This window comes from Peiella sedimenti, assembly GCF_030504955.1.
GTDB lineage: Bacteria > Pseudomonadota > Alphaproteobacteria > Caulobacterales > Caulobacteraceae > Brevundimonas > Brevundimonas sedimenti.
Map to the genome: position 1 here is coordinate 528,948 of NZ_JAUKTR010000001.1, position 26,549 is coordinate 555,496.

General features: G+C 69.1%; 25 protein-coding genes. 16 read left to right on the plus strand and 9 right to left on the minus strand.

Going from position 1 to position 26,549, the window contains the following annotated elements; translation table 11 throughout:
* Positions 1–147: 147 nt before the first annotated feature.
* Positions 148–1,848, plus strand: a complete 1,701-nt coding sequence (locus Q0812_RS02725) for a sensor histidine kinase (protein ID WP_302108754.1) — start codon at positions 148–150, stop codon at positions 1,846–1,848.
* A gap of 107 nt (positions 1,849–1,955) precedes the next feature.
* On the opposite strand, the gene Q0812_RS02730 is transcribed toward Q0812_RS02725, so the two are convergent.
* Entirely contained in the window at positions 1,956–2,810 is an 855-nt protein-coding gene (locus Q0812_RS02730) for a hypothetical protein (RefSeq protein WP_302108755.1), read from the minus strand.
* 41 nt (positions 2,811–2,851) lie between these two features.
* On the opposite strand from Q0812_RS02730, the gene Q0812_RS02735 reads away from it, so the two are divergent.
* From Q0812_RS02735 to Q0812_RS02755, 5 genes are all read left to right on the plus strand, one after another.
* Positions 2,852–3,181: a DUF1491 family protein gene (locus tag Q0812_RS02735; protein ID WP_302108756.1), complete on the plus strand. Its 330-nt coding sequence runs from the start codon at positions 2,852–2,854 to the stop codon at positions 3,179–3,181.
* A gap of 90 nt (positions 3,182–3,271) precedes the next feature.
* Positions 3,272–3,649, plus strand: coding sequence for a hypothetical protein (locus tag Q0812_RS02740; protein WP_302108757.1), 378 nt, complete (start codon positions 3,272–3,274; stop codon positions 3,647–3,649).
* Between the two features lie 79 nt (positions 3,650–3,728).
* Complete coding sequence (locus Q0812_RS02745; RefSeq protein ID WP_302108758.1) at positions 3,729–5,243, plus strand: hypothetical protein; 1,515 nt, start codon at positions 3,729–3,731, stop codon at positions 5,241–5,243.
* Between the two features lie 80 nt (positions 5,244–5,323).
* Complete coding sequence (locus Q0812_RS02750; RefSeq protein WP_302108759.1) at positions 5,324–5,707, plus strand: YciI family protein; 384 nt, start codon at positions 5,324–5,326, stop codon at positions 5,705–5,707.
* Complete coding sequence (locus Q0812_RS02755) at positions 5,704–6,963, plus strand: RNA polymerase sigma factor (RefSeq protein ID WP_302108760.1); 1,260 nt, start codon at positions 5,704–5,706, stop codon at positions 6,961–6,963. Before Q0812_RS02750 ends, Q0812_RS02755 begins: the two co-directional genes overlap by 4 nt.
* 78 nt (positions 6,964–7,041) lie before the next feature.
* Here Q0812_RS02755 and rplI read toward each other — a convergent pair whose 3' ends face one another.
* From rplI to rpsF, 3 genes are read right to left on the minus strand one after another with little or no spacing between them, the layout of a single operon-like run.
* Complete coding sequence (gene rplI / locus Q0812_RS02760; protein WP_302108761.1) at positions 7,042–7,626, minus strand: 50S ribosomal protein L9; 585 nt, start codon at positions 7,624–7,626, stop codon at positions 7,042–7,044.
* A 1-nt stretch (position 7,627) separates the two neighbouring features.
* Entirely contained in the window at positions 7,628–7,897 is a 270-nt protein-coding gene (gene rpsR, locus Q0812_RS02765) for a 30S ribosomal protein S18 (protein ID WP_302108762.1), read from the minus strand.
* Positions 7,898–7,909: 12 nt separating this feature from the next.
* Positions 7,910–8,293, minus strand: coding sequence for a 30S ribosomal protein S6 (gene rpsF, locus Q0812_RS02770; RefSeq protein WP_302108763.1), 384 nt, complete (start codon positions 8,291–8,293; stop codon positions 7,910–7,912).
* A 515-nt stretch (positions 8,294–8,808) separates the two neighbouring features.
* Between rpsF and Q0812_RS02775 the strand changes: the two genes are divergently transcribed.
* The 10 genes from Q0812_RS02775 (at position 8,809) to gmk (ending at position 19,944) form a co-directional block, all read left to right on the plus strand.
* Positions 8,809–12,105 (plus strand): type ISP restriction/modification enzyme, encoded by a 3,297-nt coding sequence (locus Q0812_RS02775; RefSeq protein ID WP_302108764.1) that lies wholly within the window; start codon positions 8,809–8,811, stop codon positions 12,103–12,105.
* On the plus strand, positions 12,102–12,398 hold the full coding sequence (locus Q0812_RS02780; RefSeq protein WP_302108765.1) for a hypothetical protein: 297 nt from the start codon (positions 12,102–12,104) through the stop codon (positions 12,396–12,398). The genes Q0812_RS02775 and Q0812_RS02780 overlap by 4 nt, the downstream gene beginning before the upstream one ends.
* Before the next feature lie 41 nt (positions 12,399–12,439).
* Positions 12,440–13,720: an Nramp family divalent metal transporter gene (locus Q0812_RS02785; protein ID WP_302108766.1), complete on the plus strand. Its 1,281-nt coding sequence runs from the start codon at positions 12,440–12,442 to the stop codon at positions 13,718–13,720.
* A gap of 67 nt (positions 13,721–13,787) precedes the next feature.
* Positions 13,788–14,732: an ACP S-malonyltransferase gene (fabD, locus tag Q0812_RS02790; protein ID WP_302108767.1), complete on the plus strand. Its 945-nt coding sequence runs from the start codon at positions 13,788–13,790 to the stop codon at positions 14,730–14,732.
* A gap of 15 nt (positions 14,733–14,747) precedes the next feature.
* Positions 14,748–15,488 carry a 3-oxoacyl-[acyl-carrier-protein] reductase gene (fabG, locus tag Q0812_RS02795; protein WP_302108768.1) on the plus strand — a complete coding sequence of 247 codons (741 nt, stop codon included), beginning with the start codon at positions 14,748–14,750 and terminating at the stop codon, positions 15,486–15,488.
* A gap of 195 nt (positions 15,489–15,683) precedes the next feature.
* Positions 15,684–15,923 (plus strand): acyl carrier protein, encoded by a 240-nt coding sequence (locus Q0812_RS02800; RefSeq protein WP_302108769.1) that lies wholly within the window; start codon positions 15,684–15,686, stop codon positions 15,921–15,923.
* Positions 15,924–16,044: 121 nt separating this feature from the next.
* Positions 16,045–17,325 carry a beta-ketoacyl-ACP synthase II gene (gene fabF / locus Q0812_RS02805; protein ID WP_302108770.1) on the plus strand — a complete coding sequence of 427 codons (1,281 nt, stop codon included), beginning with the start codon at positions 16,045–16,047 and terminating at the stop codon, positions 17,323–17,325.
* Positions 17,326–18,420: an endolytic transglycosylase MltG gene (gene mltG / locus Q0812_RS02810; RefSeq protein WP_302108771.1), complete on the plus strand. Its 1,095-nt coding sequence runs from the start codon at positions 17,326–17,328 to the stop codon at positions 18,418–18,420.
* A gap of 17 nt (positions 18,421–18,437) precedes the next feature.
* Complete coding sequence (locus Q0812_RS02815) at positions 18,438–19,301, plus strand: YicC/YloC family endoribonuclease (protein ID WP_302109195.1); 864 nt, start codon at positions 18,438–18,440, stop codon at positions 19,299–19,301.
* On the plus strand, positions 19,291–19,944 hold the full coding sequence (gene gmk, locus Q0812_RS02820) for a guanylate kinase (RefSeq protein ID WP_302108772.1): 654 nt from the start codon (positions 19,291–19,293) through the stop codon (positions 19,942–19,944). The genes Q0812_RS02815 and gmk overlap by 11 nt, the downstream gene beginning before the upstream one ends.
* Positions 19,945–19,987: 43 nt before the next feature.
* Here gmk and Q0812_RS02825 read toward each other — a convergent pair whose 3' ends face one another.
* The 5 genes from Q0812_RS02825 to Q0812_RS02845 all read right to left on the minus strand — a co-directional run bounded on the left by Q0812_RS02825 (position 19,988) and on the right by Q0812_RS02845 (position 26,531).
* Entirely contained in the window at positions 19,988–20,611 is a 624-nt protein-coding gene (locus Q0812_RS02825) for a hypothetical protein (protein ID WP_302108773.1), read from the minus strand.
* A 201-nt stretch (positions 20,612–20,812) separates the two neighbouring features.
* Positions 20,813–21,640 (minus strand): 16S rRNA (adenine(1518)-N(6)/adenine(1519)-N(6))-dimethyltransferase RsmA, encoded by an 828-nt coding sequence (rsmA, locus tag Q0812_RS02830; protein WP_302108774.1) that lies wholly within the window; start codon positions 21,638–21,640, stop codon positions 20,813–20,815.
* Entirely contained in the window at positions 21,637–22,620 is a 984-nt protein-coding gene (pdxA, locus tag Q0812_RS02835; protein ID WP_302108775.1) for a 4-hydroxythreonine-4-phosphate dehydrogenase PdxA, read from the minus strand. Before pdxA ends, rsmA begins: the two co-directional genes overlap by 4 nt.
* A 1-nt stretch (position 22,621) precedes the next feature.
* Positions 22,622–23,932, minus strand: a complete 1,311-nt coding sequence (locus Q0812_RS02840) for a peptidylprolyl isomerase (protein WP_302108776.1) — start codon at positions 23,930–23,932, stop codon at positions 22,622–22,624.
* Positions 23,933–23,984: 52 nt separating this feature from the next.
* The gene (locus Q0812_RS02845) at positions 23,985–26,531 is read right to left on the minus strand and encodes an LPS-assembly protein LptD (protein ID WP_302108777.1); all 2,547 of its coding nucleotides are present in this window, start codon (positions 26,529–26,531) and stop codon (positions 23,985–23,987) included.
* Positions 26,532–26,549: the final 18 nt, after the last annotated feature.

Consider the following 26,549-nt stretch of genomic DNA (forward strand, 5'->3'; position numbering starts at 1 on the left):
ACTGGCGGGCCTTTCGGGCTCGGAGCCGCATAGTCTGCCAGACGGCCCTTACCCGCAGGTTGCCGAGGCTTATCCCCCGGAAGCTCTACGCCTGGTGCGGGAGCGGCCTCGCTCCGACTCACCCGCTACTCTAAGCTGCGAGAGTCAATGAGCGAGCGCGCCGACCCGATCCTGGAGGCGGACGCCCAAGCGGCGGCCGAGACGCCTGCGCGGCATGCCGTGCTTGGCGGACGCTCACGGATGCTTGTGGCTCACCTGGCCGCCTGGGCTTTGCTCACGGGCGGAGCCGCCGCCGCAGCGGGCGCGCGGGGGGATCTGAAGGCCGCCTGGCTGCTCGGCCTCGCCGCAGCGCCGGGCGTGCTGGGCCAGGCGGCGTTGATCTGGCCGAGCCTGCGGGTGCGCCAGGGGGTGCTGCTCCTCTGGATTATCGTTGTGGCCGTGGCCGCGGGCGCATCCGGCGGCCTTTCGGGGCCTATGGCGGCCCTGTGCCTGACGCCCCTGGGCGCCGGCCTCGTTCTCGACGGTCGACGGCTGGGCGCGGCCGGAGCAGGCGGAGCCGCCTTCGCCCTGGCGGCGGCCTCTGCGGGGGGGCTGGCCCGGCCGCAAGGTGTTGAAGGCGATGCGGTGCTGGCCGCCTGGCTGTGGCTGGTCAGCCTGGGCTTCGTCGCCATGCCGTTGCTGAACGCCCTTGCCGACGAGCGGCGCGCGGCCGCCAAGGCCCGTCGCACCGCCGCCTGGGCCGAGGCGCTGCTGGCCGAGCAGCATCCGCTGGTGTTGCTGATGGACGCCGCGGGGCGGGTCCTGCGCCAGGGCGGACAGGCGCCGGAGGGCCTTGCCGGGTTGGACCTTCAGCAGGCGGGCCTGATGGCCGGCGTGCACGCGCCGGAACGCTCCCACGTGGTGGGGGCTATCGAAACCGCCCTTCGCACGGGCCACGCCCGTACGGAGTTCGCGCCCCGTCTCACGCCTGACCGACGCATGGAGATGCAGCTCAGCCGCCGGGCTGATGGATCGCTGATCGCCACCCTGACGGACGTGACCGCCGTACGGGCCCGCGAGGCTGCGCTCGAGACGGCGCGGGCCAACGCTGAAGCGCTGAACGCCGGCAAGTCCCGCTTCCTGGCCAATATGAGCCATGAGCTGCGCACGCCGCTCAACGCGGTCATTGGTTTTTCCGACATCATGCGGCGCAAGCTGTTTGGCCCGATGCCAGACCGGTACCTCGAGTATGCGGGTCTGATCCACGAATCCGGCGGGCACCTGCTCGACCTGATCAACGATCTGCTCGACATGTCCAAGATCGAGGCCGAACGGTTCGAACTGGACCGCGAGCCGTTGGACGCGCGTGACGCCGTGAATGCGGCCCTGCGGCTGGTGCGGCTGCAGGCGCATGACAAGGGCGTCGGGCTGCGGGCCATCCTCCCGGGCGAGCCCCTGATGGTCGAGGCCGACCGCCGGGCCATGAAGCAGATCCTCATCAACCTGGTGAACAACGCCGTGAAATTCACGCCCAGCGGCGGGACCGTGACCGTTACGGCCGAGGCTCGGGACGATGTGCTGGAGCTGGTGGTGGCCGACACCGGCGTAGGCATCGCGGCAGATGATCTGGAGCGACTGGGCCGCCCCTACGAACAGGCGGGCGACGCCGAGCAGAAGGCTCGCGGCACGGGACTGGGCCTGTCGCTGGTCAAGGCCCTCGCCCAACTGCACGGCGGGCGTATGAGCGTGGAGAGTACGGTCGGCGAGGGCACCGCCGTCACCGTCCGCATGCCGGTGGTCCTGCCGCCCGAACCCGCGCGTCCCAGCGCCAAGATCATCCCGCTGGAAGCGCGGGGCGACGGCGCCTAGAGCGAATCGCTTCGCGATTCAGCCGATGCCGTGAGTGAGGCTCTCGCCAGGACACTGGACCGAAATCTGAACTTCGCAGGCGCACGGCCCGCTCAACCGATTTCGGTCTAGACGGTGCCCTGGGCCACGAAGGCGCTGGCGGAGCTGAGGTCGCCCACGCGGAAGACCAGACGGCGCGTGCCGCCGCCCCGGAAGCTGAGCTCGACCACGAACCGCTCTCGCGGGTCCAGCCGCGCCAGCTCGCTGATGGCCGCCGACGTGAAGGTGGCCGAGGCATAGCTGCCCACATCGGCCCGTTGATCCTGAGGCAGGAGCTCCTGCGGCGCGGCGCCGATGCCCGAGGCCATGATGAACCGCGAACCGCGACCCGATGGGGTCGGCTGGCTGTTGAGGTCGCGCGGAAGCCAGGGCGCCGGCGCGCGCTGCGTATTGCGGAAGATCAGCCGAGCCCCGTTCAGAGGCCGTCCGTTCGTCCGGGCCACGATCCGCGCCTGAAGGTGGCTTCCCGAGGCGGACAGTCCAAAGGCTTCACCGCCGCCACCCGCCTGGACCAGCCGCCAGACCTGGCCGCCGGCGCGATAACGATCCGCCCGCCAGGGCTGACCGCCGGTGGGAAATTCCTGGCGCGGCTGCCGCCGCCATGCCTCCCAGGCCGAGGCGGCGCGGCCGGCTTCGGCGCGCAGGGCCGGGGCGGCGCAGTCGGCGCCCTGCGCGACCCCGCGCGCCCGCGCTTCCGCCTGCCGCAGCTGCGCGTCCGATGCTCCCGCAAGAAGAGCGGCATTCCTCGCTTGCGCCACGCCCGACTGGACCGCCGTGGCGACAGGGCCCCGCAGATGGCCGCAGCGGCCGCCGGCGCCCGCCAGCACCAGCCGCTCCATGTAGAGATCGAGGGGGCCCGCGAAGGCCGGACCCGCCGCGGTCACAAGGGCGATGATCAACAGGGGATGGCGCCGCAGGGACATGGGCCTATCCTGCGTGCGAGGTCTCTTGGCGAGGTTAACGGGTGGAGTTGCACACCGAGGTCTGGGTCGCCGCGCTGGTGCGCCGGGCGGAGCTGGACGGCGCCTTCGCCGCCGTGACGCGAAAGGGCGATGCCCGGGCCGGCCAGGTGCTGGTGCGCGTCTTCAACCAGTCCGACCGATCGGCACAACTGTTCACTGCGGTCGATGATCCCGATGGAACCGCCTGGATGGAGCCCTTGCCCGGGGCGTCCGAGGGCGACCTTGACGCCTATGTCGAGCGACAGCTGCGTTACGATCCAGACCTTTGGGTGGTGGAGATCGAGGATCGGCAAGGGCGGCACTTCCTGACCGAGCCGGTGCGAATTCCTTAACCCCGTTCGGAAACGGCGCCGCAAGGGGCCGTCGGTAGACTGCTGATCCTTGGGACGAGGCTTGTCGTCCGTGGGATCGAAGGTCCGCCGGTGCTGTTTCTGCTCAACGACTCTGTATTCGAGGTGGGTCCGACCCTCATGAGCGGCGCCGACGCGCGTCGCTTTGATCGGCTCAGCTTCGACTTCGTCGTCGAGATGGGCTGCGAGCTGTTCGCCGAGGATCCTCTGTTGCATCGCAACGATCCTGAACGCGCCTTGCGCCTCGCCTGCCTGATTGCGCATCGCGAGCCGGGGTTGAACGCGGCCCTATTCGCCGCCCCTGCCGAGAATTGCGCGCCCGAGCTGGTCGAGCCGCGCTTCGCGGTGCTGCCGGATGAAATCCTCAAGCAGTTGCAGAACAAGGCGCGCCGCGGCCGTCTCGACGCCGTGACCGCCGACCGCGCCGTCTGGGGCCGTATGGCCGCCTAAGCGGCTCGACACTCGACCACTGGTAGTGTGTAGTGAGCTCATTGGGCCCATGACCGCCGCCGTTTGTCGAGGTTTTCCAATGTTGAAGCTGCTGCGCGCAGCCCTGATCGCGGTTGCGGTCTGGGCCGGTCTGGCCGGCGCCGCCGAGGCTCGCTGGCTGAGGGCCGAGAGCCCGCGCTTCATTGTCTACAGCAACGGCGACGAGCGGGTGCTGCGCGAGTACGTGGCCAAGCTGGAGACCTTCGACACCTTTCTGCGCAACATGCACGGCATTCCTGAGGATCGCCCGGTGGAGCGCAAGCTGCCGATATATCTGGTGGCTGACGAGGACGAACTGAGGCTCGCCGCCCCCGGCCTGCCGCGCGGTGTCGGGGGGTTCTACCGCAGCGGCGTGCAGGACGCTTTCGCCATCGGGCGTCGCACGCGCGGCGACGACGCCATCCTTCTCCACGAATACGTGCACCACTTCATGCTGCATCACTTCCCGGACGCCTACCCCGGCTGGCTCGTGGAAGGGTACGCTGAGTATTACATGTCCGCCGACGTGAACCCCCGCGCCGTTCGGTTCGGGACGCCCCACCAGGGCAGGGTCGACGGCCTGAGATTCGGCAACTGGATATCCTTCAGAGATTTGCTGACCAAGCGTCCGGGCGAGCTGGCCAGCGCCGAAGACCGCTCGATGTTCTATTCCCAGGCCTGGTTGCTGACCCACTACTTCCTCAGCGACTCTAGGCGAAAGGCGCAACTGGCCGAGTACGTGAGGTCGCTCCGGAACGAGGGCGCCGACCCGGTCCAGGCCATGGAAGAGGCCACCGGTCAGCCGATCGACGAACTGTCCCGGCTCGTGCGGCAATACTCGCTTGGGGACCTGCGGTATCAGCAGGTGAGCTCCGCAGGCTATCGGCCGCCTGAACCCCAGGTGACTGAGCTTCCAGCGTCGGCCGATGCGCTTCTGCTGGCGCGACTGAGCCTGAGCGGCCCGGTTGATGACGACCAAAAGGCGGCGCGCCTGGCCGAGATACGGTCTCTGGCGGCCCCGCATGCCGGTGATCGGGTGGCGGAGCTGACCCTGGCTCGTGCTGAGCTCGTGCTCGGTGCGGAGGATGCGGCGGGCGAACGTCTTGAGGCCTGGATCGCGGCTCATCCGGAGGATCCCGAGGCTCTCGAGATGCTGGCTGAGCGGCTGATCCAGCGGCAGGAGCCGGGCGATATCCGCCGCGCCTCGCAACTCCTGGGGCAGGCGCACCAGCTCGACGGTTCGCGGTATCAGACCCTCTATCACCTTGGCCGTCTACGCGAGCGGGCGTCGGACTATCCGACAGAGAACGATCTGAACATCTGGCTGCTGGCCCTTCAGCTTGCGCCGCAGGTGGGCGAGGTGCGCCTGCGCACCGCAGAGGCCGTGCTGCGTTCCGGACGGGCGGATCTCGCTGAGCGCATGGTCGGTGTCCTGGTCAATAACCCTCATGGCGGCGGGCTCGTCCAGGCGGCGCGCGATCTGCAGAGGCGGGCGCGAGCGGCGCAGGGACGCACTGAGCCCGACGCAGCCGAAGACGCGCCGCCGGAGGGCGAAGCCGAGGCTGACGCCGCCTGAGGCGTCTGGAAATCTACGCGCGGCCGTGTCGGTATCGCCTCCAGCCGCCCGTCCTTAGGAGCGGAAGAGGAGACTGACCCTTGCTGTACGCCGTGCTCTGTTATGACCGCGAGGACGTGGTCGGCGCCTGGACGCCCGAGGAAGACGCCGCTGTCATGGAGCGGCTGTTCACCGTGCAGGAGAAGCTGGCCGCCGATGGACGCATCGGCCCTGTCGCGCGCCTTCTGCCGACGACGGCGGCCACCACGATCCGCAAGGGCAAGGAGGCGTTGGTCCTCGACGGTCCCTTCGCCGAGACCAAGGAACAGCTGCTCGGCTTCTACCTGATCGAGTGCGAGAATCTCGAGGCCGCGGTGGAGACCGCCAAGGACCTGGCCCGCGCCAGCGGCTCTGCGGGGTCGTACGAGCTGCGCCCGGTGGACTTCTTCAAGGACTGGGGGGCGTTGCCGGACGCCACGGCATGAACGATCAGGCGTGGATCGAGGCGGCGCTGACGGCGGCGCGCCCCAGGGCGGTGGCGGCCCTGATGCGTTATTTCCGCGACCTTGATCTGGCCGAGGAGGCGTTTCAGGACGCCTGTCTGAAGGCCCTGCAGAGCTGGCCGAGCAAAGGTCCGCCCCGCGATCCCGCCTCATGGCTGATCTTCGTGGGACGCAACGCCGGCGTCGACGGGCTGAGACGGCGGAGCAGGCAGACCGAACTGCCGGACGAGGACCGCCTGTCGGACCTCGACGACGTGGAGACGCCGGCCGCGGAGCGACTGGACGCCGCCGACTATCGCGACGACGTGCTGCGCCTGCTGTTCACCTGCTGCCATCCGGATCTGCCGGCGACCCAGCAGGTGGCGCTGGCCCTGCGCATTGTCTCGGGCGTGCCGACGGCGCGGATCGCGCGGGCCTTCCTCGTCAGCGAGGCGGCCATGGAGCAGCGCATCACCCGGGCCAAGGCGCGGATCGCTCAGGCCGGCCTGCCCTTCGAGACGCCCAGCGCCGTGGATCGCATCGAGCGGCTGGGCCCGGTGGCGGCCATGATCTATCTGGTCTTCAACGAGGGCTATACGGCGCCGCCGCAGCAGGGCGAGCGCGCCGGTTTCGCGGAGGAGGCCATCCGCCTGGGGCGGCTGTTGCTGCGCCTGTTCCCGGGTGAGCCCGAGATCATGGGGCTGGTCGCCCTGATGCTTTTGCAGCACGCCCGTGGCCCGGCCCGGTTCGACGCCCAGGGCGCGGTGATCCTGCTGGAGCATCAGGACCGCAGCCTGTGGGACCGCAAGCTGATCCAGGAGGGCCTCGCCCTGCTGGACAAGGCCCTGCGCCACGTTCGCCCCGGCCCCTATCAGGCCCAGGCGGCCATCGCGGCCCTGCACGCGCGGGCGCGCAGCTTCGATGAGACGGACTGGAACGGCATCGAGCGCCTCTACGCCAGCCTGGAGGTGATGGAGCCCTCGCCCGTCGTCACCCTGAACCGGGCGGTGGCCGTGATGAAGACCCGCGGCCCGGAGGCGGCGCTGGAGATGATCGGGCCCCTGGCGGACAAGCTGGACGGATACTTCTACCTGCACGGCCTGACCGGCGCGCTGTTGAAGCAGCTGGGCCGCCACGACGAGGCGCGCACGGCCTTTGACCGGGCGATCGCCCTGGCCAACACCCCGGCCGAGGCGGCCCACATCCGTGACCAGATCGACAGCCTGGCCGCGGGCCAGCAGGCGGCCCCGGCCACGTAGGGCGCCCGGCCGCGGACGAAAACGGCGCGGAGATCGCTCTCCGCGCCGCATCGTTTCAGCCAAACAGCTGGAAGGGAATCAGGCCTCCTGGCCCAGGCCCTCCTGCTGGCCGGCGCCGCCCTCGACCATGTCCTGGGCGGCCTCGTGGGCGACCTGGCGGTCAGCCTCGAACTGCGAGGTGATGACGTTCTCGCCGCGCGCCTGACGCTCGGCCTCGTCGGCGGAGCGGGCCACGTTCATCTTCACCGTGGCGGAGACCTCGGGGTGCAGGCGGACCAGCACCTCGTGGACGCCCAGCGTCTTGATCGGCGTGTGCAGGACGACCTGCGAACGCTCGACCTTGCCGCCCTCGGCCTGAACGGCCTCGGCCACGTCGCGGCCGGCCACCGATCCGTAGAGCTGGCCGGTTTCGCCGGCCTGGCGGATCATGATGTAGGTCTGACCGTCGATCTTGTCGGCGACCTTCTGGGCGTCGGCCTTGTTCTTCTCGTTGCGGGCCTCGATGGCCGCGCGGTCGAGCTCGAACTTCTTCAGGTTGGCGCTGGTGGCGCGCAGGGCCTTGGTGCGGGGCAGAAGATAGTTGCGGGCGAAGCCGTCCTTAACAGTGACGACGTCGCCGATGGCGCCGAGATTTTCGACGCGTTCCAGCAGAACGACCTTCATCTTACTTCACCACGTAGGGCAGGAGGGCGAGGTAGCGGGCGCGCTTGATCGCCTTGGCCAGCTCGCGCTGCTTCTTCTGGGAGACGGCGGTGATGCGCGAAGGCACGATCTTGCCGCGTTCGGAGACGTAGCGCTGCAGCAGCTTCACGTCCTTGTAGTCGATCTTCGGGGCCTCGGCGCCCGAGAACGGGCAGACCTTGCGGCGGCGGAAGAAGGGGCGGCGGGCGGGGCCGGAGCCGGCCGGCGCGCCGGGAACGGGTGCGTCAGTCATATCCGGGCGTCCTTATTGAATTTCTTCATAGCCGGAGCGCGGGGCGCGCTCGCGGTCGCGTTCACGCTCGCGTTCCTTGCGGGCCAGGATCGGCGACAGGTCCAGATCCAGCGCCTCGACACGGATGGTCAGCCAGCGCAGCACGTCTTCGTTGATCGACAGCTGGCGCTCCACCTCGGCCATGGCCGGGGCGGGGGCGTCGATGGCCAGCAGGGAATAGTGAGCCTTGCGGTTCTTCTTCACCCGATAGGCGAGGTTGCGCAGACCCCAGTACTCGATCTTGGCGACCGTGCCGCCGTTCTCTTCGATCAGAGTCTTGATGGTGTCGTTCAGCGCTTCGGCCTGTTGCGCGCTGATGTCCTGGCGCGTCATGACCGTGTGCTCGTAAAGAGCCATGCGGTTCGTCTCCCGTTTGAAGGATGGCGGCGCCGCCGGGCCGGGTAGCCCGAGAGGCGATGGCTCTCTTGCGCGGCGGACGGGATGTTCCCGCCCCTTTGACGTTCCGCGAAAAGACCGCCGTCCTGGAAAGGCGGGGCCTATAGGGGAAAACCCGCGCGGGGGCAAGGGAGTGAGAGGCGGCAGGCAGTAGGCGCCAGGCAACAGGCAACAGGCAACAGGCAACAGGCGTCGGGCGGGGGGCGCCTCGACGCGGCTGGCGGGGCGCCAGGCCCAAAACGGGGCGCCAAACCGCGCCAAGGGGTGCCGAGGCCGAGGCGAAGTCGGACGGTCCGGACTGAAAAACACCGTCCGAAGCGTCCGAAGCGTCCGATAAGTCCGGATCGGGGCAGGGCGGCTGGGCGAAGGGCGAGCGTAGGGGACCACGCCGCGATTATGGAGCGGCGGGAAGGGGCGGGGATATCTTGCCACCACAGCGCGAACCGGGTGATGAAAAAGGCTGGGGGAGTTCCTGCATGAGCGTCACCGTCGAAATCCGCGCCGCGCTGAAAGGTTACGCCCAGCGCATCCGCAACGAGCGGCGCGCGCACCCCAGCGTGACCGAGCCAGGCCTGGCGCCCGCCTTCAATGAACTGCTCAAGGCGATCCTGCCCCATCTGCCGGCCGCGCCCTACAATCTTGAGGTGCTGGCCGAGTTCTCTAGCGCCGGCGTCGGCCGCCCCGACATCGCCCTGAAACTGCCCGGCGAGCAGGCCCGCGCCTTCATCGAGCTGAAGGGCCTGGACAAGACCACCGACGGCTCCAAGTGGAAGAACGCCCACGACAAGCGGCAGTTCGAACGCTTTGCTGAGCTGCCGCACTGGACCATCTGCAACTTCCACAACCTGCGCCTCTATGCGCGCGGGGAGGAACTGGCCGCCGCCGACCTCGTGCCCGAGGCGGCGCTTGATCCAAACCGTGACGACGCCGCGGCCGCCAAGCTGATCGACGGCCATGATCCGGCGGCGGCGGTGCGCATTATCGAGCGCCTGGCCCAGGTCAGCCCGCCCGAGGCCAAGGATGCCGAACACCTGGCCGAGCTGCTCGCCCATTCCGCCAAGCTGGTGCGGGGCATCATCCGTGATCGGCTGGCCGAGCTGGAGGCCGAGGGCAAGACCGACACGCCGCTACACGCCGTGCGCAAGGAGTTTCGCGACGTCCTCTATTCGCACCCTGAGGCGGGCGGCTACTCATCCCCCGACTTCGACGAGCTGTTCTCGGGCGCCTTCGCCCAAACTCTTGCCTTCGGTTTGCTCCTTGCCCGCGAAGCGGCCGAGAGCGCCGAGACGGAGCGGCGCAAGAAGCTGAAGATCGCCGAATACGAGCGGGTGAAGGTCGACAAGAACGCCTACAAGCTGATGCCCGACGAGCATCCCTTGATGCGCACCACACTTCGGGTGCTGAGCATGGACGAGGTGGCGGCCGAAGTCGGGGCCGGCTTTGAGGTCATGCTCCAGACCGTCAACAACTTCGATCCCGGCATCCTGGCTCTGCGCCCCGGCGGCAAGGATCCGATCCTCTATTTTTACGAGTTCTTCCTGGAGACCTTCGACCCCGCCGCGCGGGAGCGGTACGGGGTCTATTACACGCCCATGCCGGTCGTGCGCTTCATGGTCGGCGCGCTGGACCGGGCGCTGAAGGAGCACCTCAAGACCAGCGGCATCGCCGATCCCGGCGTTCACATTCTCGATCCCGCCACCGGCACCGGCACCTTCCTGCTGGGCATCGCCGAACGCCTGCGTAACGACGTATCCGAAGAGCACGGCAAGGGTCAGGCGCCCGCCGCCCTGCGCGGGCTGGCCGAGCGCATGTTCGGCTTTGAGCTGCTGATCGGTCCCTACGCCGTGGCGCATTATCGCCTGCACCACACCCTGGCGCGTGGCGAGGACGGGAAGCCGGACCCAGCCTACAAGCTGCCGCGCCTAGGCGTCTATCTGACAGACACCCTGGCCAAGCCAGGGACGGCCAGCGTCCTGGGCAGCCTTGGCTTCGTCAGCGAGGGTATCAAGGACGAGCGCCAACAATCCGACCAGGTGAAGGCTCGCCAGGAAATCCTCGCCATCATCGGCAACCCTCCATACCGCCGTCTGCTTGCCGGCGAAGAACAGTCACTGGTCGGAAACTGGGTCGCCGAGCAGCTGTGGGAAGACCTGAAAAAGCCGGTGCGCGACGCCGGTTGGGGCAACCAGCTGAACACCTTCCCCGAGCTGTCGGTCGCCTTCTGGCGCTGGTCGATCTGGAAGCTGTTCGAAGCCGAGAACGCGCCCAAGAAGGGCGTCATCGCCTTCATCTCAAACCGCAAATACCTGACGGGAAAGCCCTATGCGGGCTTGCGCAAGATGCTGCGGGAGCGGTTCGACCGTATCGAGGTTTATGATCTGCGCGGCGACGGCCGGGCGGGGGAACGCGCGGGGGTCGAGGGAGATCAGAACGTCTTCAACATCCTCACTGGCGTGGCCGTCACTCTCGCCATCGCGGACGGATCCAAGGTCGAAGGGGACCTGGCCTGTGTCGAGTATCTCGACGCCTGGGCCGAAGGGCGGGTCACGCGCAAGGCCAAGCTGGACTGGATGGATGAAGGCGCCGCCGCCGGAACGCTGCCGGGCGCCGTCCCCGTGGCGCGTGATGTGCTCGATGACATGCGGCCGGTTCCGTTCTTGAACGGTGACCTGCTCGCGATCAGCGACGCCTTCGCCTACACCCGGGGCGGCATGCAGACGAAGCGCGACGACTTCATCTATGCCTTCTCCGAGGGCGAACTGCAGGCAAGGATCACCGTATTCAGAACCGCCACTGCTGTCGATGCGGAGCGAATGTTCCACAGCACTGGCGAGAACCACTACGCCGACGCCCAGGCCGTGCCTTACTCCAAGGCACACGTGATGTCGGCGAGCTACCGACCGCTGGACCGCCGCTTTATCTACAATCACCGGGCATTTGGCGCTTACCTGCGCCAGGACATGCAGGCGCTCTGGGGAGACGTCAACGCCGCGCTCTACGCCATGAAGGGCGGGACCGGAGGCGGGCCCGCAATATGGTGTCATGGCTTGATGCCCGATTATCACGCCTTCAGCGGTCGCGGCGGCTACGCCTTCCCGCTTTATGACCGGCGGCCCGGCCACGGCCCCTATAATCTCAAGGTCGAGCTGACCGACGCGCTCAGCGAGGCCTACGGCTCGCCCGTCACACCCGAGGCCGTGTTCGACGCCATCCTGGCCCTGCTGTCGGCGACCTCCTACAGCACACGCTTCGCCGAGGATCTTGAGGACGTATTTCCGCACATTCCCTTCCCGGCCCAGCGCGCCGTCTTTGACGCCGCCGCCGCCGTGGGGGCCGAGATTCGCGCGGTCGAGACCTTCGCCCGCCAACCCGCGCCAGCCTATCTGGAGGGCGTCGCCTTGGCCGAGACTCCGCCCTCCGGCAAGCTGCGGCCCATCGACCCGCGCGACCTGGATGAGGGCGACGGCCTGTTCCTCTGCGCCGACGGCTCGGGCCGCGTCGCGCCCATTCCGCGTAAGGTGTGGGAGTTCGCCGTCAGCGGCTATCGCGTCGTGCCCCGCTGGCTGTCGGCGCGCGAGGGGATCGACGCCACGGCCGCCGATTTCATCCCCCAGCTGCGCGATCTTGTGGGCCGTGTGGGAGAGCTGATTGACCTGTTCGACAAGGCCGATAGCCTGCTTGAGCAAACCCTGAGCGATCCGCTGAGTCGCGAAAGCCTCGATTTCGCCGCGCGGTCCAGCCAGGATGAGGAACTGTCCGGCGACTCTGAATGACAGACCTTTTCGGCAATCCCACCGGCCCCGCCCAGTTCAGCCTGTTCGGCGAGGGCGAGGACCGGCTCCAGGCCCCGGCCCGTCCGCCGGTGGACCACGAGGCGCGCGCGCGGGAAAAGCTGAACCGCGTGCTGGCCAAGGCGCGCGCCGCCCGCACCATGCCCTGGGACGAGCGCAATGTGCGCATGTGGCAGACGGTCTTCCCGCAAATGGCCCAGTGGTTGCCCGCCGAAGAAGCCGAGCAGCTGAAGCTGGAGTTCTTCCGCGAGCTTGAGCGGCTTAAGGCCGCCTGAGCCGCTTCGCGTTCGCGGAAAGGGGGGCTAGGCTGGCCCCCATGACCGACGCCGAGCTGACCCCCGATCCCGCCGGGCATCAGAAGCCCAGGTTCAGCCTGATCGGCCCCGGGCTGGTGGTGGCGGCGACGGGCGTGGGGGCCGGCGATCTGGTCGCCGCCCTGGTGGCGGGCGAACGCTATGGCCACACCCTGCTTTGGGCGGCGGTGGTCGGCTGTGTCATCAAGCTGTTCCTGGCCGAGGGGGTGGGGCGATTTACGTTCGCCTCGGGGCGGACCCTGTTCGACGGCTGGGCCAGCCTGGGCCGGTGGGCCAGCGTCTATTTCGGCGCCTACATCATCATCTGGGGCCTGGTTTACGGGGCGGCGGGCATGACGGCGGCGGGGCTGCCGCTGGCGGCGCTGTTCCCGGTGCTGCCGCTGAAGGCCTGGGCCGCCCTCTGTGGCGTGGCCGGGCTGATCTTCGTCTGGTTCAACCGCTACGCCGTGTTCGAAAAGGTCATGGCCGGCCTGACGGCGGTGATGTTCGTCACCGTGGTGGGGCTGGCGATCCTGAGCGCGCCCAGCCTGCCGGAGGTGCTGAGGGGCCTGATCCCCACGGCGCCGGCGGGATCGGCCCTGTACGTGCTGGGCCTGATCGGCGGGGTCGGCGGCACCATCACCATGGCGGCCTATGGCTATTGGCTGAACGCCAAGGGCTGGCATGGGCCCGAGCAGATCCCGGCCATGCGGCTGGACAACCGCGTCGCCTATGCGGCGACGGGGGTGTTCGTGCTGGCCATGCTGATCGTGGGCGCTCAGCTGCTCTACGCCTCGGGCGTGGCGCTCAAGGGCGGGGACCGGGGCCTGCTGGACCTGGCCGAGGTGCTGGAGGCGCGGTTCGGCCAGCCGGTGGCCATGATGTTCCTCATCGGCTTCTTCGCCACGGCCTTCACCTCGGTGATCGGGGTGTGGCAGGGGGTCAGCCTGCTGTTCGCCGACTTCTTCGCTCACGTCATGGAGCAGACCGCCAAGAAGCCGGGCGACGGCCGCGCGCCGGTGCGGGGCGAGGGATCGCCCGCGTTCCGGGGCTATATGCTGTGGCTGACCTTTGCGCCCATGCCGCTGCTGTTCCTGGACCGGCCCTATGCGCTGGTGCTGGCCTATGGCGTCTTGGGGGCGCTGTTCATGCCCTTCCTGGCGACGACGCTTTTGTGGCTGCTGAACTCGAACCAGACGCCCCGGGCCTGGCGGAACGGCTGGGTGTCCAACGCGGGGCTGCTGGCGGCCACGGTGCTGTTCGTGGCGCTGGGCCTGAACGAGGTCGTGAAGTCTCTGGGATGAGGGGGCGGCTTGCCCGGCGCGCGCCTTTCGCCTACCCCCGCCGCCAGCGGATTCACGGAGGTGATCGATGAGCCTGGCGTTCCTCTTCCCCGGCCAGGGTAGTCAGGCCGTCGGCATGGGCCAGGCGCTGGCCGAGGCGTTTGGGCTAGTGCGCTGGGTGTTCGACGAAGTCGATGACGCCCTGAACCAGAAGCTGTCGGTGCTGATGCGCGAGGGGCCTGAGGACCAGCTGACCCTGACGGAAAACGCCCAACCGGCCCTGATGGCCGTGTCGGTGGCGGTGATGCGCGTGCTGGAAGTCGAATTCGACATGCCGATGACGAGCGCGGCCTTCGTGGCGGGACACTCGCTGGGCGAGTATTCGGCCCTGTGCGCGACGGGGGCCCTGAGCCTCAGGGACACGGCCCAGCTGCTGAAGCTGCGCGGCCAGTCGATGCAGAAGGCCGTGCCGGTGGGCAAGGGCGCCATGGCCAGCCTGATCGGGCCCAAGGCCGATCTGGCCCTGGCCGAGGAGGCCGCCAAGGCGGGCCAGGCGCACGGCGTCTGCGTGGTCGCCAACGACAATAACGCCGGCAACATCGTCATCTCGGGCGACAAGGCGGCCGTGGACGCGGCCATCGAAAAGGCCAAGGAGTTGGGCGCGAGGGCCATTCCGCTGAACGTCTCGGCACCCTTCCATTGCCCGCTGATGCAGCCGGCGGCCGATGCGATGGCTGAGGCGCTGGCGGAGGCGGCGATCGCGGCGCCGGTGGTTCCCGTGGTGGCCAATGTGCCGGCCCGGCCCGTGACCGATCCGGAAGAGATTCGCCGCCTGCTGGTCGAGCAGGTGACCGGCCGCGTGCGCTGGCGCGAGAGCGTCGAGTGGATGGCCGGAGACGGCGGCGTGACCCGCTTCGCCGAGGCGGGTGCGGGCAAGGTGCTGACCGGCATGGTCAAGCGCATCGCGCCGGACGCGGAGGCCCTGGCGCTGAACACGCCGGAGGACCTCGAAGCCTTCGCCAAGTCGCTGTGATCAGGAGACGGAAGAATGTTCAATCTTGAAGGCAAGACCGCCCTCGTCACCGGCGCCACGGGCGGCATCGGCGGCGCGGTGGCTAGGGCGCTTCACGCGCAGGGCGCCAAGGTGGTGCTGTCAGGCACGCGCGAGAACGTCCTGTCGGACCTGGCGGGAGAGCTGGGCGACCGCGCCGTTTTCGCCGCCTGCAACCTGTCGGACGCCGAGTCCGTGGACGGCCTGATCGAGCGGGCCGAGGCCGCCGCCGGCCAGCCCCTGGACATTCTGGTGGCCAATGCGGGCGTGACGCGCGACGGCCTACTGATGCGGATGAAGGACGAGGACTGGTCCGACGTCATCAAGATCAACCTGGAAAGCTATTTCCGTCTGTCGCGCGCCGTGCTGCGCGGGATGATGAAGCGCCGCACCGGCCGCATCATCGGCGTGACCTCGGTGGTGGGCGTGACCGGCAACGCGGGCCAGACCAACTATTCGGCGTCCAAGGCCGGCATGATCGGCTTTTCCAAGTCCCTGGCCCAGGAAGTGGCCAGCCGGGGCATCACGGTGAACTGCATCGCGCCGGGCTTTATCGCCTCGCCGATGACCGACGTGCTGAACGAACAGCAGCGCGCCGCCATCATGGCCAACATCCCGGCCGGGCGGCTGGGCTCGGGCGAAGAGATCGCCGCGGCGGCGGTCTATCTGGCCTCGGACGAAGCGGCCTATGTCACCGGCCAGACCCTGCACGTGAACGGCGGCATGGCGATGATCTGACGATCATGCCTTGGGGCGGCATGGCCATGATCTGATCGCAGCGGCGCGCTCGCGCTTTTGTGAGCGCGCGGAGCGTGCTAGCTGAACGGTACAACCGCCTTTCCGCGACGGAAGGGCTTGCGAAACACGCGGCGTCGTGACACCGGAGGGCCGGAAACACGCCGCCCCTGGGGCGACTGAGAGAAGGCGAAACGAATGTCCGATATCCTTGAGCGCGTCCGCAAGATCGTGATCGACCACCTGGACGCCGACCCGGACAAGGTCACGGAAAAGGCCAGCTTCATCGACGACCTGGGCGCTGACAGCCTGGACAACGTCGAGCTGGTGATGGCCTTCGAAGAAGAGTTCGACATCGAGATCCCGGACGACGCCGCCGAGCACATCCAGACCGTGGGCGATGCGGTGAAGTTCATCTCGGAGAAGACCGGGGGCTAAGCCCCTGGCCTTGTAAAGGCTTTGGCGGCCGCCGCGGCGCTCCGGCATCGGAGAGCGGGCGGCCGTCATCATTTTCGCGGTATGCTTTCCTCCCGCCGCGAACCGTTGAAGGAGGCGTCGCATGCGTCGTGTCGTGATCACGGGTATCGGTCTGCTCACCCCCCTGGGCTGGGGCCGCGAGCTGACCTGGAAGCGGCTGCTGGCCGGAACCTCGGGCGCAGGGCGCATCTCGACCTTCGACACGACGGACTGGGCCTGTCAGATCGCCTGCGAAATCCCATTCAAGGACGGACGCGGCCACGGCTCGGCCGAGATGGAGGGCGCCTTCGATCCTGACGCGGTGATGTCGGCCAAGGACCGCCGCCGCGTGGACGACTTCATCCTCTACGGCATCGCCGCCGCCGACGAGGCGCTGGAGGACTCCGGCTGGAGGCCTGAAACCGAAGAGGACCGCTGCCGCACCGGCGTCATGATCGGTTCGGGCATCGGCGGGCTGAAGCCCATCGCCGACACCGCCATCGAACTGAAGGAGCGGGGCGTCCGCAAGGTCAGCCCGTTCTTCATCCCCTCGGCCCTGATCAATCTGGCCTCGGGCATGGTCTCGATCCGCCACGGGCTGAAGGGTCCCAACCACGCCGTGGTGACGGCTTGCGCCACCGGCGCCCACGCCATCGGCGACGCGGCCCGGCTGATCAAGTACGGCGACGCCGACGTCATGGTGGCGGGCGGTGCCGAAAGCGCCATCGTGCCCATCGGCATTGCCGGCTTCATCGCCTGCCGGGCCCTATGCACCGCCTACAACGACGCGCCGGAGAGGGGCTCTCGCCCCTACGACCGGAACCGCGACGGCTTCGTCATGGGCGAGGGCGCGGGCGTCTTCGTGCTGGAGGAATACGAGCACGCCAAGGCCCGCGGGGCCAAGATCTACGCCGAAGTGGCGGGCTATGGCCTGTCGGGCGACGCCTACCACATCACGGCCCCGGCCGAGGACGGCGACGGCGGCTATCGCGCCATGACGGCGGCGCTGAAGGACGCGGGGCTGAAGCCGTCGGCCATCAACTATGTCAACGCCCACGGCACCTCGACCATGGCGGACGGCATCGAGCTGGGCGCGGTGGAGCGCCTGCTCGGCGATCACGCCGGCAAGGTGGCCATGTCCTCGACCAAGTCCATGACCGGGCACCTTCTGGGCGCCGCCGGAGCCATCGAGGCGGCCTTCTCGGTGCTGGCCATGCGCGACGGCGTGGTTCCGCCGACGATCAACCTGGACGACCCTGAGTTCGAGAGCCCCATCGACCTGGTTCCGAACAAGGCCAAGGCGATGACCGTGGACGTGGCCATGTCCAACTCGTTCGGCTTCGGCGGCACCAACGCCTCCGTCGTCTTCAAGCGCGCCGAATAGATGGGGCCGATCAGGGGCGGCGGCCCCTCGACCTTCCTGGCGGGCCTGTTCGGGGCGGGCGTGACCCTGGTCCTGCTGCTGCTGGCGGCGCTGGCCTGGGGCTATGCCGCCTATTCCGGACCGGGCCCCGAGGCGCGCGAAGGCGAAGAGACCATCGTCGTGCTGCGCTCGGGCTCGGGCGTGTCCGAGATCGGCCAGACCCTGGAGGCGGCGGGCGTCATCCGCTCGGCCGACGCCTTCCGGGTGGCGGCGACCGTCACGGGCGCGGACCGCTCGCTGCGGGCCGGCGAGTACCGCTTTCCGTCCGAGGCCTCCTTGAGGGACGTGATCGGCCTGCTGCGCTCGGGGCGGGTGGTGCGCCACTTCGTGACCCTGCCGGAGGGGCGCAGCGTGGCCCAGGCCATGGACATCCTGATGGCCGAGGACATCCTGACCGGCGACATCACCGACATTCCGCCCGAAGGGACGCTGTGGCCCGAGACCTATGAGATCACGCGGGGCGAGGAGCGCATGGAGGTCATCCAGCGCATGCGCCGCGAGCACGAGGAGAACCTGGCCCGGCTGTGGGCGCAGCGCGACCCGACGGTCCAGCTGGCCAATCCGCAGGAGGCCCTGATCCTGGCGTCCATCGTCGAGAAGGAGACGGGCGTGGCGGCCGAGCGGCCCCGCATCGCCGCCGTGTTCCTGAACCGTCTACGCATCGGCATGCGGCTGGAGACGGACCCGACGGTGATCTACGGCGTGACGCAAGGCCGTCCGCTGGGCCGGGGCCTGCGCCTGTCGGAGCTGCGGCGCGACACGCCCTACAATACCTATCTGCGCGGCGGCCTTCCGCCGACGCCCATTGCCAATCCCGGCGAGGCGGCCCTGAGGGCGGTGCTGCGCCCGCCGCGCACGGACGAGCTGTTCTTCGTGGCCGACGGCACGGGCGGGCACGTCTTCGCCCGCACCTATGAGGAGCACCTGCAGAACGTGGCGCGCTGGCGCGAGATCGAGCGCAATCGCGGCGCCGCCGCCCGCGCGGCGGGTGAAGTGACCGGCGAGGGCCCCGACCGGCCGGACGAGGCGGCCCCCGCCGCCGCGGACGCTTCGTGAGCGGTCCCCTCTCAAGCATGACCGGCTTCGCCCGCGTCGAGGGCGGGGAGGCCGGCTACACCTGGGTGGTGGAGGCCCGTTCGGTCAACGGCCGGACGCTGGAGGTGCGTTTCCGTCTGCCGCCGGGTCACGACGCCCTGGAGGGCCCCGCGCGCGAGGCCGCCCAGAAAGCGCTGCGCCGAGGCCAGGCCACGATCTCGGTGCAGCTGGCGCGTCCGGCCTCGGCGGCCGACCTGCGGATCAATCAGGAGGTTCTCGACCACTGGATGGAGGCGGCGCGGAGCCTGGAGGCCAAGGGCGCCGGGGCCGCCCGCGCCGACGGCCTGCTGGGGCTGAAGGGCGTCATCGACAGCGCGGAGGCTGATGAGGGCGACCGCGAGGCGCTGCACGCCGCCCTGCTGGGCGATATCGGGCTGGCGGTGGAGCGGCTGGCCGAGGCCCGCCGGGCCGAGGGCGCGGCCCTGAAGCCGGTTCTTGAGGGGTTCATCGACCGCATCGCCGCCCTGCGCGCAGATGCAGAGGCCGAGGCCGACGCCCAGGTCGCCGCCGTGCGCGAACGCTTCACGCGGCGCGTCAGCGAACTGGCGGGCGCCGCCGCCCCCGAGATGGAGGAGCGCATCTTCCAGGAGGCCGCCGTGCTGGCCGCCCGCGCCGACGTGCGTGAGGAGCTGGACCGCCTGGCCGCCCACCTCGACGCCGCCCGTACGCTGGTGACGGAAGGGCAAGGTGTGGGGCGCAAGCTGGACTTCCTGATGCAGGAGTTCATGCGCGAGGCGAATACGCTGTGCTCCAAGTCGGCCTCGACGGCCTTGACCGCGATCGGCCTGGAGCTGAAGGCGGTGATCGAACAGCTGCGGGAACAGATTCAGAATGTGGAGTGAAGCGACCAAGATCGGCGAGGGACGGCGCGGCCTGATGCTGATGGTCGTGGCGCCGTCGGGCGTGGGCAAGACCTCGCTGACCCGTCGCCTGATCGCCGATCACTCGGACCTGCACCTTTCCATATCGGCCACCACGCGCGAACCCCGGCCCGGCGAGCACGAGGGCCGTGACTATCACTTCGTCAGCCGCGAGACCTTCGACCAGATGGTGGGCGAGGACGCCTTCCTGGAGTGGGCCGAAGTGTACGGCAACCGCTACGGCAGCCCCCGAGCCCCCATCATGGCGGCGCTGGAGCGCGGCGAAAGCGTGCTGTTCGACATCGACGACCAGGGCGCCCGGACCATCGCGGCCCAGGCGCCCGGCGACTGCGTGCTGGTCTATCTGTTGCCGCCGTCCCTGGCGGAAATGAGCCGGCGTCTGCACGCCCGCTCGCAGGACTCCGAAGAGGTGATCGCCCTACGCATCGCCCGCGCCAAGGACGAGATCAACCGCTGGGAGACGTTCGACTACGTTCTGCTCAACGACGATTTCGACCGGGCCTATGCGGATCTGGCCCACATCTATCACGCCGAGCGGCTGAGGCGGGCGCGCAACCCGTGGATCGGAACCTTCGTGGGAAACCTGAGGGGCGAGGAAATCTGAGGAAGGCGGCCGGACCGCCTCCCTCTGTGATCGCGGGGCGGGATCAGCCCTGCTCGAGAATGGTGAGCGACGTCGCGTCGATCTCGCGCGCATCCCAAAGGTCTGCATCATCGAGTCGACCCGTCACAGAGACGCGGTCGCCCGGGTCAGCGAAATCGAGATTGCTCAAACGATCGGTATCGACCTGGACGGTGACCATGCCGGTGTCCACGTGCACCTCGTTCTCCAGAGCGTCCACGCGGGTGACGTCGCCGGTCACCCGGACCCACTCACCCTCGGTCGGCACGGGCGAAAGGCCCGATATCAGGGCGTAGTCGCCCTCCTCATCGTTGGCATTCGACCAGAAGCGCTCCGGTAGCCGCGAGTGGTACAGCGTTGAGCCTTCAATGGTGCGGCGCTCCCACAGGGCGTCGTCGATGCGCCCGCTCACCGTCACCCAGTCGCCCGCCTGGAACATGCTCGTGGAAGAGGCGCCGGCGCCGTCCCATTCAATGGGAATTTGGCCCTCGCCGTAGTCGATGACGAAGCGCTCAGAGGTGATCTGGCTGATGGGGCCGGTGACGGTGATCCACTCCTGATCCTGCTTGGTCATCACCGGGGATTGGGAAGCCGCGGCGCCAGAGGCTGCGAGGGCCGCGGCGGCCGCGAGCGGGGTGAGCTTGTGCATGGGTGTCATGTGCGTGTCTCCGTGCCGGCTGGCGCCGCGCAATAGGCCGGAGGGTGGCTGGTAGGGTGGGGCGGCGCCCGAGCGTGACTGCTGCTCGCCCACCTGCCATGACAACCGAAGCAGCCGAGAGCTGTTCCGAAATTCACCTCACAACGTTGTGAGTTTGTTCAACAATGGCCTGAGCCAAGAGCCCTTGTGACATCAGCCGCGCCGGACCGCGGCCAGCCGCAGGAACCCCGCCACGTCGATCTCTTCGGCGCGGGCGGTTGGGTCGATGCCGGCCTGTTCGCAAAGCGCTTCGCCGCCCACGGCCTTGAGGCTGGAGCGCAGCATCTTGCGGCGCTGGCCGAAGGCGGCGGCCGTCACCTTTTCCAGGGAGGCCACAAGGGCCGGCGCGGGCCCGTCGGGTCTGGGGTCCAGGCGCACCACGGCCGAGGCGACCTTGGGCGGGGGCGTGAAGGCCCGGGCCGGCAGATCCATGACCACGCGCGCCTCGCACACCGCCTGGGCGATGACGCCCAGCCGTCCATAGCCCGACGAGCCCGGACGCGCGGCGATGCGGTCGGCGACCTCCTTCTGGAACATCAGGGTCATGGAGCGGGGCCGCCAGGGCCCGGTCAGCCACTTGATCAGCAGCGGCGTGCCGACGTTGTAGGGCAGGTTCGAGACCACGTGTCCAGCGGAACCTGCGAGCGCGGCCTCGTCGGCCTCCAGCGCGTCGCCCTCGACGATCTGCAGGCGGCCGGCGGCGGCGTCCGCCACCTCCTGAAGCAGGGGGATGAAGCGGCCGTCCTTCTCGATCACGACGACGCGGCCGGCGTCGGTCTCCAGGAGGGCTCGCGTCAAGCCGCCGGGGCCGGGGCCCACCTCGATCACGGTCTCGCCGTTGAACGGGCCGGCCAGCCGGGCGATCTTTCGCGTAACATTCAGGTCGAGCAGGAAGTGCTGACCGAAGCTCTTGCGGGCCATCAGGCCATGGGCCTCCAACGCCTCGCGCAGGGGCGGAAGGGCGGCGGCGTCGAAGCTCATCGGCGCGCCGCGATCTCTGCCGCCAGGCGGATGGCGGCGATCAGGCTGTCGGGACGGGCCAGGCCCTTGCCGGCGATGTCGAAGGCCGTGCCGTGGTCGGGCGATGTGCGTATGATCGGCAGGCCCAGGGTCAGGTTCACCCCGCCCCAGAAGTCGAGCATCTTCACCGGGATCAGGGCCTGGTCGTGATAGGGGCACAGCGCCGCGTCGTAGGCCTGGCGCGCCTGCTCGTGGAACAGGGTGTCGGCCGGGGCGGGGCCGCGAATGTCGATCCCTTCGGCGCGCAGGCGCTCGGCGGCGGGCGCAAGGATGTCCGCCTCCTCAAGGCCGATGCTTCCGCCCTCGCCGGCGTGGGGGTTGAGCCCGGCCAGCACCAGGCGCGGACGTACAATGCCGAAATCACGGCGCAGGGCCTGATCGACCACGCGGGCGGCGCGCACGACTGTCTCAGCCGTCAACTCGTCCGGGACGCTCCGCAGCGGTGTGTGGATGGTCAGGGGAACGGTTCTGAGGCCCGGCGCCGCCAGCATCATGACCGGGCCGCGCTCGCCCTCCCAAGGGGCGTCGGCGGTGAGGGCGCCCAGGAACTCGGTATGGCCGGGATAGGCGAAGCCCCCGGCCTGCAGAACGGACTTGGCGATGGGGGCCGTAACCACGCCCGAGGCTTCGCCCTTGAGGGCCAGGGCGACCGCCGTCTCGATCCAGCCGATGACCGCGGGGGCGTTGGCCGGGTCGGGGCGTCCGGGCTGGACAGGGGCGGCGCAGGGGCGGTGAAGGACGGCCAGGCGGTCTGCGCCGTGCGCCTCTTCCAGGCGGGCGATGCGTCGGACTGGAGCGTGCCGGGCCAGCACGTCCGCGTCCCCAACGGCGGCGAAAGCCGGGCCCTGGGCGCCGAGCGCACGCCAGGCGGCGGCGATGATCTCCGGTCCGATCCCCGCGGGATCGCCGAGCGTGACGGCCAGGGGCCGCGCCGGCTTCACCTCAGGGCGTCTCGACGGTGGCCGAGGCGCGCAGGTCACGCAGGTAGCGGCGCTCGAGCATGCCCAGCTGCTGGGAGAAGAGTTCGCCCTCGACCTCGTCGCGCGACGGGATGGCCGCGCCGCCCTGACGGCGGTTGCAGACCGCCACCAGATGAAGGCCCAGCTGGGTGCGCACCGGCTCGCTGATGGCGCCGATCTCCTGGTTGCGGGCGATCGCCTGGAAGGCCGGCAGCAGGTCGCCCACGTCGGATTCGCCCAGGTCGGTGGCCAGGACGCCCGGCGTCTGGGCGGCCACGGTCGTGATGTTGTCGCAGGTCAGGGTCGGCCGCAGCGTCTCGAGGGTCTGGGCGGCGCGCGCGACCTCGGCCTGGGGCGCGTCCGCCGGCAGGCGGATGGCCGCCTGCTTGAGGCTGGCGAAGGTGCTGACGCCGCCGGTCCGCTTGTCGCGCAGATAGACGATCCAGACGCCGCCCTGGACGGGAATCGGACGGGACAGCTGGCCCGGCTCCATCTGCTGCAGGACGGTTTCGATCTCGGGCTGGATTTCGCCTTCGATCATCCAGCCCGCGTCGCCGCCGGCGGCGGCGGTCGGGGCGGCGGAGAACTGCCGCGCCACGGCGGGGAAGGGCGCGCCGCGCAGGATTTCCTGCACCAGCTGGGTGGCGCCGTTCATGGCCGTCTGCTGACCGCCCACCTGAGCGGCGTCGAGATAGATCTCGCCTAGCAGATACTGGGGCCGCTGGGCCGCGGCGGTGATCCGCGCCAGGGCGGCGTCCACCTGCTCCTGGCTGACGCGGGCGCGGGGCGCGTACCGGCCCTGAACCAGACGGCGCCAGCCGGTCTCGACGCGGATACGCTCGCGGATGGTGGCCGGCTGGATGCCCGCCTGCTGATAGAAGGCGAGCATGGCGTCGACGTCGCCGCCGTTGCCCGCGGCCATCTGCTGCAGCTGCTCGTTGACCTCTTCGTCACTGGGGATGACCTGAGGATACTGGGCGATTTCCTGGGCCTGAAGGCGGAGGTCGATGAGCTGGTTCAAGGCGCGCTGCTGGATAGCGGCCAGGTTCTGCTCGGTCGGTTGAATCTGGGTTTCAGACATCACCATCAACATGCGCTGACGCAGGTCGAAGCTGGTGATCAGCTGGTCGTTGACGGTCGCGACGACGCCTTCGCGCAGGTCGAACTGCGGCGGAGGAGCGGGAGCCTGACTGGGGACGCCGGCAGGGGTCTGGCCCATGGACTGAGCGGCGACGGGCGCCATGCTCGTTCCGGCGACGATCACGGCGAGGGCGATGCTCGCCGCGTTACGCATGAAGTTCATTTATCGCTCACCCTTTGGGCTGAAGCCCCGCGCCGTCCGCGTGTTACCGCGAACTGGTCCGCTCATAGCCTGATACGCCGAATGTGGCGAGGGTTAGACGGAGGAAGACCCCTTCCGACGCCCGATCCCTGGCCAAGATGGAGTTCTCGTTGCGCTCATAGACCACCTCGACCCGGATGCAGTCATCCTCATAGAGGAAACCGACCTCGGAGCGCCGCCACAGGTTTTCGTCCAGATCCCGGGTGACATTGGCGGTGAGGCCCCACGGCCCCCGGATGAACAGCTGCCCGCTGGCCTGGACATACTGGAAGTCCGTCAGGCCGCCGGCCACGGGGTCGGGGTCCGTGCGCTCGATCACGTGACGGATGGAGACGAAGTTGCGCTGATAGAAGGCGGTGACGCCCGTCTCGGCGCGCCGGATGTCGAACGTATCGCCGTCCAGCCGCGCCCGGCTGAAGCCGTTGACGCGCGCGAAGGGCGTGAAGGTCGCGGCCACCACCCAGTCGGACTCGGTTTCCGAGATGCCGGTGGGATCATATGTCACGGCCGGATTGCCCGCCGTGGGGCGGCGATAGCCGACTTCCTCATTGGCGCGGTACATGCGCCCGACGAAGAGGCTGGCGCGGCGGCCCTGGCCCCACTCGGCGCTGAGCCGGCCGCCCAGGCTGACGCGCAGGCCGCCCTCGTAGAGATCGTAGCCGGGGAACTTGCTGGTCTCGAACAGGGTGGTTTCGTCCAGTTCGACGGCCTGGCTGTCCTCGTTGGGTATGCGCGGGTCGATGTCGGCGTCGGGCGAGATCGCGATCTGGGCCATGGGCTCCAGAAGCATGTGGCCCCACCCGAAGCGCCGGATCAGGGGGTAGCGCAGATCGACGCCCAGGGTGGCGCTGGCGCGGAAGATCGACTCGTCCGGCGCTCCGGCCGCCAACTCGGAGATGCTGTAGGCGTCGCCCCGCGCCTCGGCGAAGGGCTCAAAGCGCAGCCCACCCTCCGTGATCATAACCCGCCGCCAGTCCAGCACCGCACTGGCCCGGCGGGTGTCGACCCCCGGCAGGCCGGCGGCGCCGTCCGGCGCCCCGGGGACAGCGTAGGCGGGGTTGAGCACCGGGGCCCCGACGTAATCCGTGCGGGTCAGGGCCACGGCCGAACCGCGCAGCCTGAGACGGCCGCCCGCGATGCGACCCAGGTCGAAGCGCGACTCCACCAGGGGCGCCACGATGGGCAGCACGCCGTCGTCCTGGAAGCCGATCAGGGTCGGCTGGGTGAAGTCGCCGACGGCCCGGAGGCTCTGGAAGGCCATGGCCGCGATGGAGAAGTAGGAGGTCGGGGTCTGCCGCTCGGCGTAGATCTGGCTGATCAGCCGGCGATAGTCCGTCAGATAAAGGCCGCGATCCGTATAGACGTCCGAGATCGAGTAACGGTCGAACATGAACTTGTCGTTCGTCCGCTCGGCCGAGAAGCCCCAGCGCCAGTTCTCGTCGATATTGAAGACGCCGTCGGCCAGGATGTAGCTGCGCGTGCGCTCCTCGCCGTACTGGACGTTGCGATCGTAGAGGATGTCGCCCGTGACCGGATTGGTCAGCACGTTGCCCGAGCCGTCCCTGAGGGCCACGTCGCCGAAATCCTGCTCATAGGTGACGCCGCCGCGCCCGCGCACCTCGCCCGACCAGAACCGCTTTCGCCAATCGAGGTTCAGCAGCGGGTTCACCTCAGTGTTGATCTGAGGGCTGATGATCAGGTCCTGGTAAGGCGAGATCACCCACAGGTAAGGCTGCTCGTAGGAGACGCCCCGGCGATCCGAGATGGACACCTCGGGCACCAGCAGGCCCGAGGCGCGCTCGGCCGTGGGGTCGGGGTGCCAGAAGACCGGCGAATAGAACACCGGAACGCCCGCCACGCGGATGACGGCGTCGCGGTAGTAGACGGTGCGGGCCCCCTGATCCTGAATGACGCGGTCGGCCTGGATCGACCAGGTCGGCTCGCGCGGCTCGCCGTCTTCGGTGCAGATCAGGCACGGCGTGAAGACGGCGCGGTTCAGCTCATTGACGGTCTCGGAACGGCGCACGGCCGTGGCGGCGGCGAGCTTGACGCCGTCCTCAAGGCGCGTGGCGAAGCCGGTGGCGACGCCCGCGAGGAGGTCATCGTCCAGCGTCACCGTATCGGCGTACTGCACCGTGCCGTCTGGATTGATGATCTGGGCGTTGCCGCGGGCGGTGACCAGGCCGCTCTGCCGATTATAGGTCAGGTGATCGGCGCGCAGGGTGCGGCCTTCGTAGCGGGCCTGAACCGAGCCGTCGGCCTGAACCTCATCGCTGTCCTGCACGCCCGTGACGGCGTCGCCCTCGATGTAGAGTTCGCCCGGGGCCAGGCCGTCAGGACCCTTTTCGCCCGGCGCCAGCTCGGGTGGGGCGGCCGTCTGAGCTGGCACGGGGATATCGACGCACCGGGTCTGGCAGGACGCCGGCGGTTCGTCGGCCCGGGCCTGTCCGGTCAGCCCCGTCAGCACCGCCGCCGCCGCCGCGCCCGCGATCAGGCTCAGGCGCGCGTTGGGCCGAGCTCCGGACCGGTCGAGAGGGCGACGTGAGATCATGCGGGTGGATACCGAATC

Excerpts from the sequence above, each read along its gene's own strand:
- fabD (WP_302108767.1), top strand. The coding sequence starts at position 13,788 with ATGAGCCTGGCGTTCCTCTTCCCCGGCCAGGGTAGTCAGGCCGTCGGC.
- gmk (WP_302108772.1), top strand. The coding sequence starts at position 19,291 with ATGTGGAGTGAAGCGACCAAGATCGGCGAGGGACGGCGCGGCCTGATG.
- Q0812_RS02845 (WP_302108777.1), bottom strand. The coding sequence starts at position 26,531 with ATGATCTCACGTCGCCCTCTCGACCGGTCCGGAGCTCGGCCCAACGCG.
- rpsR (WP_302108762.1), bottom strand. The coding sequence starts at position 7,897 with ATGACTGACGCACCCGTTCCCGGCGCGCCGGCCGGCTCCGGCCCCGCC.
- Q0812_RS02725 (WP_302108754.1), top strand. The coding sequence starts at position 148 with ATGAGCGAGCGCGCCGACCCGATCCTGGAGGCGGACGCCCAAGCGGCG.
- Q0812_RS02785 (WP_302108766.1), top strand. The coding sequence starts at position 12,440 with ATGACCGACGCCGAGCTGACCCCCGATCCCGCCGGGCATCAGAAGCCC.
- Q0812_RS02825 (WP_302108773.1), bottom strand. The coding sequence starts at position 20,611 with ATGCACAAGCTCACCCCGCTCGCGGCCGCCGCGGCCCTCGCAGCCTCT.
- fabG (WP_302108768.1), top strand. The coding sequence starts at position 14,748 with ATGTTCAATCTTGAAGGCAAGACCGCCCTCGTCACCGGCGCCACGGGC.
- Q0812_RS02800 (WP_302108769.1), top strand. The coding sequence starts at position 15,684 with ATGTCCGATATCCTTGAGCGCGTCCGCAAGATCGTGATCGACCACCTG.
- Q0812_RS02755 (WP_302108760.1), top strand. The coding sequence starts at position 5,704 with ATGAACGATCAGGCGTGGATCGAGGCGGCGCTGACGGCGGCGCGCCCC.
- Q0812_RS02780 (WP_302108765.1), top strand. The coding sequence starts at position 12,102 with ATGACAGACCTTTTCGGCAATCCCACCGGCCCCGCCCAGTTCAGCCTG.
- Q0812_RS02840 (WP_302108776.1), bottom strand. The coding sequence starts at position 23,932 with ATGCGTAACGCGGCGAGCATCGCCCTCGCCGTGATCGTCGCCGGAACG.
- rpsF (WP_302108763.1), bottom strand. The coding sequence starts at position 8,293 with ATGGCTCTTTACGAGCACACGGTCATGACGCGCCAGGACATCAGCGCG.
- Q0812_RS02730 (WP_302108755.1), bottom strand. The coding sequence starts at position 2,810 with ATGTCCCTGCGGCGCCATCCCCTGTTGATCATCGCCCTTGTGACCGCG.
- Q0812_RS02745 (WP_302108758.1), top strand. The coding sequence starts at position 3,729 with ATGTTGAAGCTGCTGCGCGCAGCCCTGATCGCGGTTGCGGTCTGGGCC.
- Q0812_RS02775 (WP_302108764.1), top strand. The coding sequence starts at position 8,809 with ATGAGCGTCACCGTCGAAATCCGCGCCGCGCTGAAAGGTTACGCCCAG.
- fabF (WP_302108770.1), top strand. The coding sequence starts at position 16,045 with ATGCGTCGTGTCGTGATCACGGGTATCGGTCTGCTCACCCCCCTGGGC.
- mltG (WP_302108771.1), top strand. The coding sequence starts at position 17,326 with ATGGGGCCGATCAGGGGCGGCGGCCCCTCGACCTTCCTGGCGGGCCTG.
- rplI (WP_302108761.1), bottom strand. The coding sequence starts at position 7,626 with ATGAAGGTCGTTCTGCTGGAACGCGTCGAAAATCTCGGCGCCATCGGC.
- Q0812_RS02815 (WP_302109195.1), top strand. The coding sequence starts at position 18,438 with ATGACCGGCTTCGCCCGCGTCGAGGGCGGGGAGGCCGGCTACACCTGG.
- rsmA (WP_302108774.1), bottom strand. The coding sequence starts at position 21,640 with ATGAGCTTCGACGCCGCCGCCCTTCCGCCCCTGCGCGAGGCGTTGGAG.